The sequence below is a fragment of the Janthinobacterium sp. KBS0711 genome (assembly GCF_000988085.1).
Classification (GTDB): domain Bacteria; phylum Pseudomonadota; class Gammaproteobacteria; order Burkholderiales; family Burkholderiaceae_D; genus Janthinobacterium; species Janthinobacterium lividum_E.
In genome coordinates this window covers 948,032-962,118 of the sequence record NZ_LBCO01000033.1, presented here as the reverse complement: position 1 = coordinate 962,118, position 14,087 = coordinate 948,032, and the positions used below count along the sequence as shown (strand labels likewise).

The window sequence follows — 14,087 nt, the reverse complement described above, 5'->3', positions numbered from 1 at the left end:
CCGCGTGTCCGCCATGCTGCTGTGCGCCAGCGCCATGCTGTCGCCCGCGCATGCCGCCGCACCGGTACCAGCAGCCCCGGCCGCAGCCGCATCTTCAGCCCCGGCCGCCTGCAAGGGCACCATCTATATGACCTTCGACACGGGCAGTCAGTCGCAAGCGCAACTGATTGCCGACGTGCTGAACAAGCGTCATGTTAAAGCCACGTTTTTCCTGGCCAATGAAAAGACGACGCGCGGCGACTATTCGCTCGATGCCTCGTGGGCGCCGTACTGGAAAGCCCGGGTCGCCGAAGGCCATGCATTTGGCACGCATACGTTTGACCACGTGTACTGGAAGAAAGATCTGGCCAATGGATTGATCCAGGTCAAGCCCCAGTTCGGCAAAGATGGCGGCAAGCTGGCCGCCTTCACCGATAAGCAGTTCTGCGAAGAATTGCGCCGGGTCGATACGCGCTTCCAGGAACTGACCGGGCACAAGCTCGATCCGTTCTGGCGCGCGCCAGGCGGCTATACGTCGCCGCGTACCCTGGCGGCTGGCAGCGCTTGCGGCTACCAGCACGCGGGCTGGGCGCCGGCGGGGTATTCCGGCGATGAGCTGCCCAGCGACAAGTATCCGAACGCCATGCTGCTGAAGAAAGCGCTGGCGAACTTGCGCAGCGGCGACATTTTCATTTCGCACATGGGCATCTGGTCGCGCAAGGATGCGTGGGCACCGGCCAACCTCGATGCCTTGATTTCTGGCTTGCAAGACAAGGGTTTCTGCTTTGCCACCTTGCGCGAGCATCCCGCCTACGCGCAGAAGAAGGGCCAGCCATGATGGCCGCCGATATCCTCGGCTTCGTCACCCCGGTGATCGACGCCGTGGTCGATGCCTTTGGCGTGGCGCAAGGCTGGCTGTTCCAGACCATCGTCAACCCACTCGTGTATCACCTGGGCTTTGGCGAATTCACGGAAGAAGCGTTCGAGGGCACGGAGTGGCTGCTGATCGGCCTGTGCGAACTGGTGCTGCTGTTTCTCGTGCTGCGCCCGCTCGAAGCCTGGATTCCGGCGCAAAAGATCACGGATCCGCGCGCCCGCTGGAACGATTTCATCTACACCGTGCTGCACCGGATCGGCCTGTTTTCCGTCGTCGTCTTCTTTACGCTCGATCCGCTGATGGATGCGCTGGCGGGCGCCTTGCGCTTCGATGACATCCACCCCTTGAACCTGGAGTCGCTGTTGCCTGGCATCAGTCCCTTGCTCAGTTTTATCATTTATTTTGTGATACTGGACTTCGTCGACTATTGCTACCATCGGGCTTCGCACCATTTCGGCTGGTGGTGGGGCTTGCACAGCCTGCATCACAGCCAGCAAAACATGAATTTGTGGAGCGATGACCGCAACCACCTGCTCGATGACTTTCTGCGCGACGTGGTGATGGCGCTGGTGGCGCTCGGCATCGGCGTGCCGCCGGGCCAGTATGTGCTGCTGGTATCGATTTCGCGCATTCTGCAAAGCTTGCAGCATGCGAATGTGAGGATACACTTCGGCCGCATCGGCGAGCGGCTGTTGATTTCGCCCCGTTTCCACCGCACGCATCACGCGATCGGCGTGGGGCATGAGTCGAAAGGCAAGGGCAGCATGGGCGGCTGCAACTTCGGCGTCGTCTTGCCGATTTGGGATATGCTGCTGGGCACCGCGAATTTCTCGGCCGGCTATGCGCGCACGGGCGTGCGCGACCAGCTGGCCCGCATCGACAGCAAGGGCATGGGCCGGCCCGGACGCGACTATGGCCGCGGCTTCTGGCAGCAGCAATGGCTGGGCCTGCGCCGCATGGTGGAATTTGCAAGAATCAAACGAAAAGGACGCCGTTGATGCGTAAAGTGTTGAATTCGTATGGCCGCGCCCTGCTGTCGCAATTGCACGGCAGGATATTGCTGCTGAGTGTGGCGCCGTTCATCCTGTCGCTGATCCTGTGGGGCGGCCTGCTGTATGTGGGCTTGCAGCCGCTGATCGACAGCCTGCATGCGCTGTTTACGCAGTACGATTTCTTCCGCACCAGCGGGCAGGTGCTGTCCACCTTTGGCCTGGGCATGCTGAAAGCCGTGATCGTGCCGCTGATCGCCATGTTCATGCTGCTGCCGCTGATGATCCTGACGGCGCTGATCTTCATGGGCCTGTTCGCCATGCCGGCCATCGGCCGCCATGTGGGCGGACGGCACTTTCCACAGCTGGACAAGAAGCATGGCGGCAGCCTGCTGGGTAGCGTCGCCACTTCGCTGGCCACGTTCTTGCTGTTCATCATCGCCTGGGTCATCATGCTGCCCCTGTACGCGTTTCCGCCGGCCGCATTGATGGGGCAAGCCGTCCTGTGGGGCTGGCTGACGTACCGCGTGATGGCGTATGACGCCATGGCCGACTACGCCAGCGCGGAAGAGCGCCACGCCATCATGCGCACGCAGCGCTGGCCCCTGTTGGCCATCGGCATGGTGTCGGGCGCGGCCGGCGCCGTGCCAGGCATGCTGTGGATGGGCGGCGTGATGTCGGTGGTGTTCTTCCCCTTCCTGGCGGCGTTCGCCATCTGGCTGTATGTGCTGATCTTTATCTTTACGGGCCTGTGGTTCCAGTATTACTGCTTGGAAGCACTGTCGCGTTTGCGGGGCGTACGCGGCATGACCGACGTGGCGACAGCGGACGCTTGAGTATTTTTATCGAATTCTACGAGGGAGTTTCATGGCTATCGGATTGATCATCATCGGCGACGAAATCCTGTCGGGCAAGCGCACGGACCAGCATTTCCCGAAAGTAGTACAAATGCTCAAGGCGCGGGGCTTGCAGCTGAGCTGGGCGGAATACGTGGGCGACGAGCCGGCCCGCCTGGTGGCCTTGCTCAAGCGCAGCTTTGCCAGCGGCGACATCGTCTTCAGTTTTGGCGGCATCGGCGCCACGCCGGACGACCATACGCGCCAGGCGGCTGCCGATGCGCTGGGCTTGCCGCTGGTGCTGCATCCGCAGGGCAAGCTCAATATCCAGCAACGGATCACGGAAATGGGCGAAGAGGCGGGCGTGCCGGCCGATTTGAACTCGCCGGAAAACCTGCACCGCCTGAAAATGGCGGAATTCGTGCAAGGCGCCGAGCTGATTCCGAATCCGTACAACAAGATTGCCGGCTTTGCCGTGCGCGAGCATTATTTCGTGCCCGGCTTTCCCGTCATGTCGTGGCCCATGATCGAATGGGTGCTCGACACGCATTATGCGCACCTGTTCAACCAGGTGCCGCACGCGGAACATGCCTTGCTCGTGTACGAAACGGCCGAATCCCTGCTGACGCCGCTGATGGTGCGCCTGGAAGCGGAGTTTCCGCTGATCAAAGTGTTCAGCCTGCCCAGCGTGGGTGATGCACAGACGCGCCGGCATATCGAACTGGGCGTCAAGGGCGAGCCCGCGCAGGCCGCCACCGCCTTTGCGCAGATGTGCGCCGCGCTCGATACCTTGCAGGCGGAATACACCACCATCTGAGCTGCAGCCAGCCCGGCGCCGGCGGCTTTTTCGCTGGCGTTCAGCCCGCCTTGCCTCTATGTACGCTAGCGTACGTTCCAGGACGTTGTTTTTTTGCGAAAATCTTCAATGAAGCAAGATTTTTGTGTGCGCTCGTCAGTCGTTTTCATGCCGATGTGGTGGAATGGTGAACAGGGGCCTTGCGTGCCGAACGCGGGGTCGCCTGCCTGTGCAGCAGCGTGTTTTTTTGATTCACCGGTATGGACATCATGTTAAGCAAGCTTTGTTGTGACCGGCCCTGGCTGGCCCTCGTCTTATCCTGCGCGGAGCGGTATCGCTACCGCATTTTCCGCGCCGTCCAAACCCAACCTTACCCCAGCATCCCATGAAAGACACAGGCGTCAATCTGGCCGCGCAAGAGCGGCCCCCTTCTGATCCACTCCCCGACACGGGCGCGGAGGCGCCACCGCCGGCGAGTCCGCCGAAGAAGCGCCGTTCGCGCATCTGGCCGATCTTTGCCATCATCGTGCTGGCGCTGATCGCCGGCGTGGCGTGGTTCGTCATGCGCGAAGTGCGCACATCTGCCCTGCAGGCGGAGTTTTTCACGCGCCTTGACCGCCAGCTGGCGTTCAAGGTCGAGCCTGGACCAGCACCGGCCGGCGCCATCCGCTATCCGCAGCACGGGCCCTACGATGAGCGCCTTGGCTATGCCAGCCTGCCGGATTTCATTACCAAGCTGAATGCCCGCGACTATGCAGTGACGGCGCAGGCGCGCATGTCGCCGAAAATGGTGCAACTGGTCGACCGGGGCATCTTTGCCACGTATCACGAGAAAAACCGCGCGGGGCTGAGCATCCTCGATTGCCGCGCCGCGCCCCTGTTCGCTGCCAGCTATCCCGAGCGCATGTTCGACGGCTTTGCCGAAGCGCCGCCCGCGCTCGTGCAAAGCCTGCTGTTCATTGAAAACCGCGAATTGCTCGACCCGGGCACGCCCGAGCGCAATCCGGCCGTGGAATGGGACCGTCTGAGCAAGGCCGTCCTCGACAAGGCGCTGAACCTGTTCGGCGGCCACCGCGGCGGCGGCGGCAGCACCCTGGCCACGCAAATTGAAAAATACCGGCATTCGGAAGATGGCCGCACCAGTTCCATGCAGGACAAGCTGCTGCAAATGATTTCGGCCAGCCTGCGTTCGTACCAGGATGGCGAAAACACCATGGAAGCGCGGCGCAAGATCGTCGTCAATTACCTCAACACCGTGCCGCTGTCGGCAAAGAGCGGTTTTGGCGAAGTCAACGGCATCGGCGACGGCATGTGGGTCTGGTATGGCCGTCCATTTGCCGAAGTGAAGACCTTGCTCAAGGGCAAAATGGACCAGCCGGGCAGCGCGCTGGCCTACAAGCAGGCGCTGAGCCTCTTGATCGCCCAGCGCCGTCCTTCGCATTACCTGGTGGCTGGCGGCGCCGACCTGGAAGCGCTGGCGAACAGCCATCTGCGCCTGCTGGCGCAAGCGGGCGTGATTTCGCCGCAGCTGCGCGATGCGGCCATCGCCGAGAAGCTGCGCCCATCGACGGCCTCTGGCGTGCAATCGGAAGCGTCGACCTCGTTCGTCACGCGCAAGGCCTCGAATGCCGTGCGCAATCACCTGGCCAGCATGCTCGGCGATCCGCGCTTGTACAACCTCGACCGCCTGGACCTGAAAGTGGTCAGCACGCTCGACGCGCAGGCGCAAAACGCCGTCACCAAGGTCTTGCGCGAACTGCGCGACCCGGAAGTGGCGAAAGCGGCCGGTTTGACGGGCAAGGGCATGCTGGGCAATGGCGACCCGGCCAACGTCGTCTACAGCTTTACCTTGCTGCAAAAGGGCGACCAGGCCAACTTGCTGCGCGTGCAGACGGATAACTACGACCAGCCCCTCGACATCAACGAGGGCGCCAAGCTCGACCTCGGTTCCACGGCCAAGCTGCGCACCCTGGTGACGTATATGGACATCATCGACCAGCTGCACCAGCGCTACAGCGGCATGGGCGCCGCCGAGCTGAATAAAATCGCCGTCGATCCGAAGGACATGCTGTCGCAGTGGGCGATTGCCTATCTGAAACCATTGCCGCTCGGCGAGGCGCGTAACTTGCCCGCCATGCTGGCGGCCGCCATGGAGCGCAAATATTCGGGCAACCCCGGTGAAGGCTTCTTCACGGGCGGCGGCTTGCACCATTTCGGCAACTTCTCCAAGCTCGACGACAGCCGCATCATGACGGTGCAGCAGGCGCTGCGCCAGTCGACCAACCTGGTGTTCGTGCGCCTGATGCGCGACGTGGCTCGCTACTACATGTTTTCGCGCCCCGATTCCTCGGCCTCGCTGCTGGCGGACGCGGACGATCCGCGCCGGGCCCAGTACCTGAGCCGGTTTGCCGACAAGGAAGGGCGAGAATTCCTGCATCGCTTCTACCAGAAGTACCGCGGCAAGAGCGTTGACGAGCAGGAAAAGATCCTGCTGGCCAGCATCCGCCCGACCCCCGTGCGCCTGGCGAATATCTTCCGCACCGTCAATCCAAAAGGGACCGTGGCGGAGTTCGGCGATTTCCTCAACGCCAACCTGACGTCGCAAAACGAAGTGCCGCCCGAGCGCGTCGCCAAGATGTACCAGCAGTACGCGATGGAAAACTGGTCCTTGGCCGACCGCGGTTATCTTGCCAACGTGCATCCGCTGGAACTGTGGATGGTGGCGTACCTGCGCCAGCATGAAGGTTCCACCTTGTCGCAGATGGTGGCGGCCAGCGAAAAGGAACGCCAGGAAGTCTACAAATGGCTGTTCAATACGCACCGCAAGCACGCGCAGGACCGCCGCATCGCCAATTTGCTGGAAGTGGAAGGGTTCCTGGAAATCCACCGCCAGTGGAAGAAGATGGGTTATCCATTCGACTCGCTCGTGCCGTCCTATGCGACGACTTTGGGCGCGTCGGCCGACCGTCCCGCCGCGCTGGCCGAGTTGATGGGCATCATCATCAACGATGGCGTGCGCAAACCGAGCGTGCGCATCGATTCCATGCATTTCGCCGCCAACACGCCTTACGACACCATGGTCAAGCGGGGCAGCAAGGTGGAAGCGGAGCAAGTGTTGTCGCCGGACGTGGCGCGCGCCGTTGCCAAGGCCATCCGCGAAGTGGTGTCGGACGGCACGGCGAAACGGGCGAAGACGGCATTCGTTGGCGCCGACGGCGTGCCGATCCCGATGGGCGGCAAGACGGGTACGGGCGACCAGCGCTTCGACGTCTATGGCGCCGGCGGCCGCCTGATCGAGTCGCGCTATGTGAACCGTTCGGCCACGTTCGTCTTCAATATCGGCGAGCGATTCTATGGCAGCATGACGGCGTATGTGCGCGGACCGGAATCGAAAAACTATGACTTCACCAGCGCCTTGCCCGTGCAACTGCTGGTGTCCCTGGCGCCAAGCCTGATGCCGCTGATCGAAGCGCCTGCGCCGGCCGAAGGCGTGGCGAAACAGTGCACGAATTAGCCGCTGGCAAGCAGTTGTAGCAAAACGCCGGCGTTCTCGCCGGCGTTTTTTTTAGCCGGCAAACACGCCCGTCTTGTCCGCCAGGCGCGCGTGATAAGCGGCGATGGCAGGGTAGTCGGGACGCTGCAGCGGCGCCATCAGCCAGCGCTTGACGGACAGGCCCAGCACGATATCGGCCAAGGTAAATTGCTCGCCGCAGACGAAAGCGCCCGTGCGCTGCAGCTGCTGCTCGAGGATGCCCATCATCTTGTTCCATCCGGCGATCCCGGCCGCCAGTTGCGCCGCGTCCTGGTGTGCCGGGCTCTGGCGTACCAGCGACATGAAGGCGTAGCGCCAGCTGTTGTTGAGGTCACCCATCTGCCAATCCATCCATTTTTCCACTTCCGCGCGGGCGCGGGGCGTGCTTGGCAGCAAATCGTCGCGGCCCGCCTGGGCGCACAGGTAGCGGCAAATCGTGTTCGATTCCCACAGCACCAGGTCGCCATCGAGCAGCACGGGCACCATGGCGTTCGGGTTCAAGACCAGGAATGCGGGGTCATCGGTACTGCGAAAGCCGCTGCCCCAGTCTTCGCGTTCATACGGCAGGTCGAGTTCATCGCACGTCCACAGGACTTTGCGGACATTGATCGAGGCGGCTTTTCCAAGAATTTTCAGCATGCGGGGCTCCGGAGGGCGGGTGGTTGATCTGCCACTGTAGCGGATTTGGCCACGCCGCGCATGTGAAAGTGCCTTGCATAGTTGAGCTTTTCTTGGCATCGTAGCCACCCATGAAACCTATGCGCCACCACATGTCCAAAATCCTCGCGTTCAGCCGTTTTTCCGTGCGCGATTTCCTCGCCACCGCCGGTCCCACCTTGCTGCTGGTCGGCGCGTTCTGCGCGCTCGCTTACTGGCTGGTCGACCCGGCGCCGCCGCGCCAGGTAAGCCTGTCGACGGGGCAGGACAACAGCGCCTATGAAGAGTTCGGCAAGAAATATGCGTCCACCCTGGCCAAGCACGGCATCAAGGTGACCTTGCAGCCGTCGCTGGGTTCGCAGGAAAACCTGCAGCGCCTCAACAATGGCAAAACCGATATCGCCTTCGTGCAAAGCGGCTCGACGGAGCACGAGGATGCCGAGCGCCACGGCCTGATTTCCCTGGGCAGCCTGTTTACGGAACCTGTCTGGCTCTTCATGCGCGAAGACAAGGCTGTGACGGAGCTGGCGCAATTGAAGGGCATGAAGATTAACCTGGGACCGGAAGGCACGGGCGTGCCCGGCCTGTTCCGGCAGTTGCTGTCTGTCAATGGCGTCGAGGCGAAGGAATTGACGGTGAGCGACTTGCAAAACACGCCCGCCACGGTGGAGCTGCTGGAAGGGCGTATCGACGGACTCGTGTTCAGCTCGGCGCCGGAAGCGCCGCTGATCCAGATGCTGTTGCAAACGCCGGGCATCAAGCTGTTTGATTTTTCGCAGGCGGAGGCGTACACGCGGCGCCTGCCTTTCCTGACCCACGTCGTCTTGCCGCGCGGTATCGTCGACCTGGGGCAGAACATTCCCGCCCAGGACTATCACCTGATCGCGCCGACGGCAACTTTGGTCGCGCGCGAAGACTTGCATCCGGCCCTCGTCGACCTGTTCGTGCAGGCGGCGGCCAGCATCCATGGGGGCACGGGCTGGTTCCAGCAGCAGGGGCAGTTCCCGTCCGCGCGCTACACGGAAATTCCCGTGGCACCGGAAGCGCTGAAATTCTACAAGGATGGCGCGCCCGTGCTGCAGCGCTACATGAGTTTCTGGCTGGCCAATTTCTTTGATCGCATGTGGGTGCTGGTGGTGGCGCTCGGCGCCCTGATCCTGCCCCTGTCGCGCGTCGTGCCGCCTTTGTACGTGTGGCGCATCCGCTCGCGCGTGTACCGCTGGTACGGCCAGCTGCGCACGGTCGAGCAGGCGCTGGAAGACGTGCCGCCAGAGCAGCGCGCGCAAGTGTATGCGGCGCAATTGAAGCGGCTCGACCAGATCGAGGAAATGGTCAACCAGATCTCGATTCCCCTGTCGTTTGCCGATGGGCTGTATGGCTTGCGCAGCCACATCAATTTCGTGCGCAAGCGTATTCTGTCCCTGATGGGCGAACACCCTGCCACCGAGGTGGGCGAGCCGGCCTGAGCGATTAACTCGCTTAACAACGCCTAACAAAACCGTAGCGAGCGGAAGGAAGTTGTGGTTGAGAAGCGCAGCTGTACGAAGGTACAGTGAGCATCGCAGACCGCAAATTACGACGCGTAGTAGGTTTTGATAGGCGTACTAAATGAGGGTGATCGACAGCTTGCGTCCGACCAGCGCGGCGGCCCGCTCCAGGGTGGAGAGCGTCACGTCGCTGCTGGGGTCGAGCAGGCGGTCGAGCTGCGAGCGGCTCGTCTGCAGCAGGGCCGCCATGCGCGTCTTCGACATCGATTGTTCCTGCATCGCCTGCGTCAGTTGCCAGGCGATCACTTCCTTGATGGCGCGGTTTTGCGTTTGCTCGAAAATGCCTTCTTCCTTGAGGAAGTCGTCGAGACTGCTGCCGAGGTGCGGAGCGGTGGCGTTCATGTCAGTTCCTTGTAGCGTTTGCGGGCCAGCGCCAGGTCGTCATCGGGCGTGGCGCGGGTTTTCTTGATAAAGCCGTGCAGCGCCACCAGGCAGTCGCCGTGATGGCAGATCAGCACGCGCGCGATGCGGTTGCCGGGCAGGCTGCTGCGTACCTCCGACAAGCCTTGCCCCAGATGGCGGCACAAGGGCATGCCCACGGGCCAGCGCCATTGCGCATGCATCAAGTCTTGTCTGATCACATGGCGCTCTTCAACCGGCAACGACTTGAGCCAGTCACGCACGGGTTCGCCGCCATTGCCATTCGCATAGAACAGCAGGGTAATCTGCCGCAAGCCGGAAGCATCCATGACGCACCCCTATGTTGTACTATATAAGGTACGCGCTTGCAAGGAGAATTTGCGCCGCAGTTGAAAAATCGGGCGCGCATGGATGGTTGTAGCCGATAGAGGGCCACAGGGTGGCCCGCCAGATCAAACACGGTTCAGATAATCAGGCTGCCAGCGTCAGGCGCCCAGCCACGGCAGCCCCGCCTTGCACCAGCCGCCGATCTGCTTGCGGTGGCCGTCGGCGTCCTTGTCGCCCTCAAAACCTTCGAGGATGTCGTAGCAGTTCAGGTAGCCGTGCTCGGTCGCCAGCTTGGCCGCGTGGCGCGAACGCACGCCGGAGCGGCACAGGAACAGCAGCACCTCGTCCTTGCCGGCCTGGGCGGCCAATTGCGCGAGGAAATCGGGATTCGGCACGCCACCGGGGTAGGTGGCCCACTGCACCGCACCATGCTGGGTATCGGCGATATCAACCCGTCCCACCCAGTCGCGCTCGGCATTCGTGCGCACGTCGATGAGCTTGACGGCCGCATCGCGCTGCAGCAGGTCGTACGCTTCCTGCGGCGTGACGGCGCCGGCATACGGCGTACCTTCATTGGCCCGGCTGCGGGCGGTGGTCAGGATGTCGGCGGCGGTGGTCATGGCGTCCTCGATGAAAGTGGCAGGTGTGGTCGATTATAGTGCGCCATCCGCGCGCCGCAAACGGGAAACCATGGTGCATCGCGCATGCACCACAAGGAGGCATTTTTCAAGAATCGGCATAAAATGCACGATAATGGTGCGTTATTCGTTTTTTGCACTTGCTTAGTGCATTCTTGATTTGACGCAAACGCAGCAGGAAAATCGCGGGCACGAAAACTTTCATTGGGATGGCCGGGTTTTGACCTTGGCGGCGTCATCCCACCAGAAGCTGGCATGGAATCTGCTATGATCCTTATGAGTTTTGGTGGCACGCAATGTTTGCTTCGCTTCATCAGCCCAGACGCATTAAGGTCGGCTCACCCCACATTCATTTAGGAGATACGCATGGCAATGACAGCCGCAGAAGTCTTGAAGATGGTAGAAGAAAACGAAGTCAAATTCGTTGATTTCCGCTTTGCTGATACCCGTGGTAAAGAGCAGCACGTGACGGTTCCCGTGTCGCACTTCGACATGGACAAATTCGAGTCGGGCCACGCCTTTGACGGTTCTTCGATCGCTGGCTGGAAAGGCATTGAAGCGTCCGACATGATCTTGCTGCCGGATCCAAACACGGCCAATATCGACCCATTCATGGAAGAAACGACCCTGTTCATGCAGTGCGACGTGATCGAACCGTCGGACGGCAAGGGCTACGACCGCGACCCGCGCTCGATCGCGAAACGCGCCGAAGCCTACCTGAAATCGTCGGGCATGGGCGACACCGCCTACTTCGGCCCTGAGCCAGAATTCTTCATCTTCGACAGCGTGCGCTGGAAGATCGACATGTCGGGCTGCTTCGTCAAGATCGGTTCGGACGAAGGTTCGTGGTCGACCGGCAAGGACATCGAAGGCGGCAACAGCGGCCACCGTCCTACCGTCAAGGGCGGCTACTTCCCAGTGCCACCAGTAGACAGCTTCCAGGACATGCGTTCGGAAATGTGCCTGATTCTGGAGTCGCTGGGCATCCCGGTTGAGGTACATCATCACGAAGTGGCCGGCGCCGGCCAGAATGAAATCGGCACCAAGTTCTCGACCCTGGTCGAGCGCGCCGACTGGACGCAAAACCTGAAATACGTGGTGTGGAACGTGGCGCACAGCTATGGCAAGACCGCCACCTTCATGCCGAAACCTATCGTTGGCGACAACGGTTCGGGCATGCACGTGCATCAATCCGTATGGAAAGATGGCAAAAACCTGTTCGCTGGCGACGGCTATGCCGGCCTGTCCGATTTCGCCCTGTACTACATCGGCGGCATCATCAAGCACGCCAAGGCACTGAACGCGATCACCAACCCGGGCACCAACTCGTACAAGCGTCTGGTACCAGGCTACGAAGCCCCAGTGAAACTGGCGTACTCGGCGAAAAACCGTTCCGCCTCGATCCGTATCCCGCATGTGGCCAATCCAAAAGGCCGCCGCGTCGAAGCGCGCTTCCCGGATCCACTGGCGAACCCGTACCTGTGCTTCGCCGCGCTGCTGATGGCCGGCCTGGACGGCGTTGCCAACAAGATCCATCCGGGCGAAGCCGCCTCGAAAGATCTGTACCATCTGCCGCCAGAAGAAGACGCACTGATCCCGACCGTGTGCGCTTCGCTGGAAGAAGCTCTGGACGCACTGGACAAGGACCGCGAGTTCCTGACCCGTGGCGGCGTGTTCAGCGATTCGATGATCGACGCCTACCTGGAACTGAAAATGCAGGACGTACAGCGCATGCGCATGACCACGCATCCTGCCGAGTTCGACATGTACTACTCGCTGTAATGGCGCCACGCCGGCAGCATGCCGGTAGTGAATAAAAAAACGCGGGTGAGGCGATGGTCTTGCCCGCGTTTTTTGTTATGGCGCCACAGTGCGTTGTTGTATAGTCGGCCCAGGAACGATGCGGCACGCGCCGACAGGAGTAGAGATTGACCAAGCATTACAGAATGGCGCTGATGGCAGGATTGCTGGGCGCGGCGGCACAGGCGCACGGGCAATTGTATGTGTGCGCCGATGCGCAAGGACATAAAACGTATACGGACAAGCGGGCTGGCGCGCATTGCCAGTTGCTCGATTTGCCGGGCTCCATGACGGAGCCGCCACGCAAGACGGCGCCGCTGGCCGGCACGCAGGCCCGTCCCGCCACGCAGGCGGCGGCCACGGCAGCGCCTGCCGCCGGCGCGTTTCCCAAGGTCGATGGCGCCGAGCAGCGCGCGCGCGACCTGGACCGACGCCAGATCCTGCAGGACGAATTGCGCAGCGAAGAACAGAAACTGGCGGCGCAGCGCCTGGAGTTCAATGGCGGCCAGCCCGAGCGCCAGGGCAATGAGCGCAATTACGCGAAATACCAGGAAAGAGTGGCGCAGTTGAAGGACAACATTAGCCGGACACAGCAGAACGTCGAGGCCCTGAAACGCGAGATCGCGAATATTCGGTAAAGCACATGACACTAGACAACCATTCCAGTCGCCCGGCGCACCTGGCCGCCCTCGATTTGCTCGCTTCGGCCGTGATCCTGCTCGATGGCGACGGCCGCATCAGCTATGCCAACGCGGCGGCGGAGAACCTGCTGGAAAGCTCATTGAAAGCACTGTCGCGGCAAAAGCTGACGGCGCTGTTCTTGAATCCAGACGAGCTGGCCGGCATTTGCGCGCAGGCGCTCGAACATAAATTTTCCGACTTGCGCCAGGACCTGAGCCTGGAACGCCTGGGACGCGAGCCGCTGCGCGTGCACAGCATCGTCAGCGCGCTCGACGCGCCGCGCGACGGCGTGCTGATCGAGTTGCGCGAGAACGTGCAGCAGCTCAAACTCGACCGCGAAGAGCGCATCCTCGACCAGAGCCAGGTCAACAAGGAGCTGATCCGCAACCTGGCGCATGAAATCAAGAATCCGCTGGGCGGCATCCGCGGCGCGGCCCAGCTGCTGGAGCTGGAATTGCCGGCCCTGCACCTGAGTGAGCTGCGCGAGTACACGCAAGTGATCATCAAGGAAGCGGACCGCCTGCAAACCCTGGTCGACCGCCTGCTGGCGCCGCACCGCCGCCCGCATATCGTCGGCGACGTGAATATCCATGAAGTGTGCGAACGGGTCCGCAGCCTGATCCTGGCCGAGTTTCCCAGTGGCTTGACCATATCGCGCGATTACGACGCCTCGATCCCCGAATTCCGCGGCGACAAGGAGCAATTGATACAGACCGTGCTCAACATCGCGCATAACGCGGCGCAGGCACTGGCCGAGCGCATCGAGGCGGGCGATGCCGAGCTCATTTTCAAGACGCGCGTGGCGCGCCAGGTGACCCTGGCCAAGGTCCGTTACGGCCTGGCATTAGACTTGCATATCATTGACAATGGACCGGGCATCGCACCCCAGATCCGCGACCGGATTTTCTACCCGCTGGTGTCGGGCAGGGAAGGCGGCAGCGGGTTGGGGCTGACCTTGGCGCAAACCTTCGTGCAACAGCACCTGGGCGTGATCGAGTGCGAAAGCCGGCCTGGATACACCGATTTCAGGATCGTTCTACCCTTGCCATAAGCGAGGAGGTATCCCAC

General features: G+C 61.7%; 13 protein-coding genes. 9 read left to right on the top strand and 4 right to left on the bottom strand.

Features of this window, described 5'->3' with window-relative positions; translation table 11 throughout:
• The first annotated feature begins 34 nt into the window (after positions 1–34).
• From VM94_RS22790 to VM94_RS22770, 5 genes are all read left to right on the top strand, one after another.
• Complete coding sequence (locus VM94_RS22790; RefSeq protein WP_409929624.1) at positions 35–817, top strand: polysaccharide deacetylase family protein; 783 nt, start codon at positions 35–37, stop codon at positions 815–817.
• Entirely contained in the window at positions 814–1,854 is a 1,041-nt protein-coding gene (locus tag VM94_RS22785) for a sterol desaturase family protein (RefSeq protein ID WP_409929561.1), read from the top strand. The genes VM94_RS22790 and VM94_RS22785 overlap by 4 nt, the downstream gene beginning before the upstream one ends.
• On the top strand, positions 1,854–2,681 hold the full coding sequence (locus tag VM94_RS22780; protein WP_046685430.1) for an EI24 domain-containing protein: 828 nt from the start codon (positions 1,854–1,856) through the stop codon (positions 2,679–2,681). The genes VM94_RS22785 and VM94_RS22780 overlap by 1 nt, the downstream gene beginning before the upstream one ends.
• A 31-nt stretch (positions 2,682–2,712) precedes the next feature.
• A complete protein-coding gene (locus VM94_RS22775; protein ID WP_046685429.1) occupies positions 2,713–3,498 on the top strand; it encodes a competence/damage-inducible protein A in 786 nt (261 codons plus the stop codon).
• Positions 3,499–3,862: 364 nt separating this feature from the next.
• Positions 3,863–6,991, top strand: coding sequence for a transglycosylase domain-containing protein (locus VM94_RS22770; protein ID WP_046685428.1), 3,129 nt, complete (start codon positions 3,863–3,865; stop codon positions 6,989–6,991).
• A gap of 51 nt (positions 6,992–7,042) precedes the next feature.
• On the opposite strand, the gene VM94_RS22765 is transcribed toward VM94_RS22770, so the two are convergent.
• Positions 7,043–7,648, bottom strand: a complete 606-nt coding sequence (locus VM94_RS22765) for a glutathione S-transferase family protein (RefSeq protein ID WP_046685427.1) — start codon at positions 7,646–7,648, stop codon at positions 7,043–7,045.
• A 131-nt stretch (positions 7,649–7,779) separates the two neighbouring features.
• On the opposite strand from VM94_RS22765, the gene VM94_RS22760 reads away from it, so the two are divergent.
• The gene (locus tag VM94_RS22760; protein WP_046685649.1) at positions 7,780–9,132 is read left to right on the top strand and encodes a TAXI family TRAP transporter solute-binding subunit; all 1,353 of its coding nucleotides are present in this window, start codon (positions 7,780–7,782) and stop codon (positions 9,130–9,132) included.
• A gap of 138 nt (positions 9,133–9,270) precedes the next feature.
• Here the strand turns inward: VM94_RS22760 and VM94_RS22755 are convergent, their stop codons facing one another.
• The 3 genes from VM94_RS22755 to VM94_RS22745 form a co-directional block, all read right to left on the bottom strand.
• Positions 9,271–9,555, bottom strand: a complete 285-nt coding sequence (locus tag VM94_RS22755) for an XRE family transcriptional regulator (RefSeq protein WP_046685426.1) — start codon at positions 9,553–9,555, stop codon at positions 9,271–9,273.
• Positions 9,552–9,902 carry a type II toxin-antitoxin system RelE/ParE family toxin gene (locus tag VM94_RS22750; RefSeq protein ID WP_046685425.1) on the bottom strand — a complete coding sequence of 117 codons (351 nt, stop codon included), beginning with the start codon at positions 9,900–9,902 and terminating at the stop codon, positions 9,552–9,554. Before VM94_RS22750 ends, VM94_RS22755 begins: the two co-directional genes overlap by 4 nt.
• A gap of 156 nt (positions 9,903–10,058) precedes the next feature.
• A complete protein-coding gene (locus VM94_RS22745; RefSeq protein ID WP_046685424.1) occupies positions 10,059–10,520 on the bottom strand; it encodes a rhodanese-like domain-containing protein in 462 nt (153 codons plus the stop codon).
• Positions 10,521–10,904: 384 nt separating this feature from the next.
• Between VM94_RS22745 and glnA the strand changes: the two genes are divergently transcribed.
• From glnA to glnL, 3 genes are all read left to right on the top strand, one after another.
• On the top strand, positions 10,905–12,320 hold the full coding sequence (gene glnA / locus VM94_RS22740) for a type I glutamate--ammonia ligase (RefSeq protein WP_029496182.1): 1,416 nt from the start codon (positions 10,905–10,907) through the stop codon (positions 12,318–12,320).
• Positions 12,321–12,493: 173 nt separating this feature from the next.
• Entirely contained in the window at positions 12,494–12,976 is a 483-nt protein-coding gene (locus tag VM94_RS22735) for a DUF4124 domain-containing protein (protein ID WP_046685648.1), read from the top strand.
• A gap of 5 nt (positions 12,977–12,981) precedes the next feature.
• Positions 12,982–14,070, top strand: a complete 1,089-nt coding sequence (glnL, locus tag VM94_RS22730; protein ID WP_046685423.1) for a nitrogen regulation protein NR(II) — start codon at positions 12,982–12,984, stop codon at positions 14,068–14,070.
• Positions 14,071–14,087 lie beyond the last annotated feature (17 nt).

Excerpts from the sequence above, each read along its gene's own strand:
- VM94_RS22790 (WP_409929624.1), top strand. The coding sequence starts at position 35 with ATGCTGTCGCCCGCGCATGCCGCCGCACCGGTACCAGCAGCCCCGGCC.
- VM94_RS22785 (WP_409929561.1), top strand. The coding sequence starts at position 814 with ATGATGGCCGCCGATATCCTCGGCTTCGTCACCCCGGTGATCGACGCC.
- VM94_RS22780 (WP_046685430.1), top strand. The coding sequence starts at position 1,854 with ATGCGTAAAGTGTTGAATTCGTATGGCCGCGCCCTGCTGTCGCAATTG.
- VM94_RS22775 (WP_046685429.1), top strand. The coding sequence starts at position 2,713 with ATGGCTATCGGATTGATCATCATCGGCGACGAAATCCTGTCGGGCAAG.
- VM94_RS22770 (WP_046685428.1), top strand. The coding sequence starts at position 3,863 with ATGAAAGACACAGGCGTCAATCTGGCCGCGCAAGAGCGGCCCCCTTCT.
- VM94_RS22765 (WP_046685427.1), bottom strand. The coding sequence starts at position 7,648 with ATGCTGAAAATTCTTGGAAAAGCCGCCTCGATCAATGTCCGCAAAGTC.
- VM94_RS22760 (WP_046685649.1), top strand. The coding sequence starts at position 7,780 with ATGTCCAAAATCCTCGCGTTCAGCCGTTTTTCCGTGCGCGATTTCCTC.
- VM94_RS22755 (WP_046685426.1), bottom strand. The coding sequence starts at position 9,555 with ATGAACGCCACCGCTCCGCACCTCGGCAGCAGTCTCGACGACTTCCTC.
- VM94_RS22750 (WP_046685425.1), bottom strand. The coding sequence starts at position 9,902 with ATGGATGCTTCCGGCTTGCGGCAGATTACCCTGCTGTTCTATGCGAAT.
- VM94_RS22745 (WP_046685424.1), bottom strand. The coding sequence starts at position 10,520 with ATGACCACCGCCGCCGACATCCTGACCACCGCCCGCAGCCGGGCCAAT.
- glnA (WP_029496182.1), top strand. The coding sequence starts at position 10,905 with ATGGCAATGACAGCCGCAGAAGTCTTGAAGATGGTAGAAGAAAACGAA.
- VM94_RS22735 (WP_046685648.1), top strand. The coding sequence starts at position 12,494 with ATGGCAGGATTGCTGGGCGCGGCGGCACAGGCGCACGGGCAATTGTAT.
- glnL (WP_046685423.1), top strand. The coding sequence starts at position 12,982 with ATGACACTAGACAACCATTCCAGTCGCCCGGCGCACCTGGCCGCCCTC.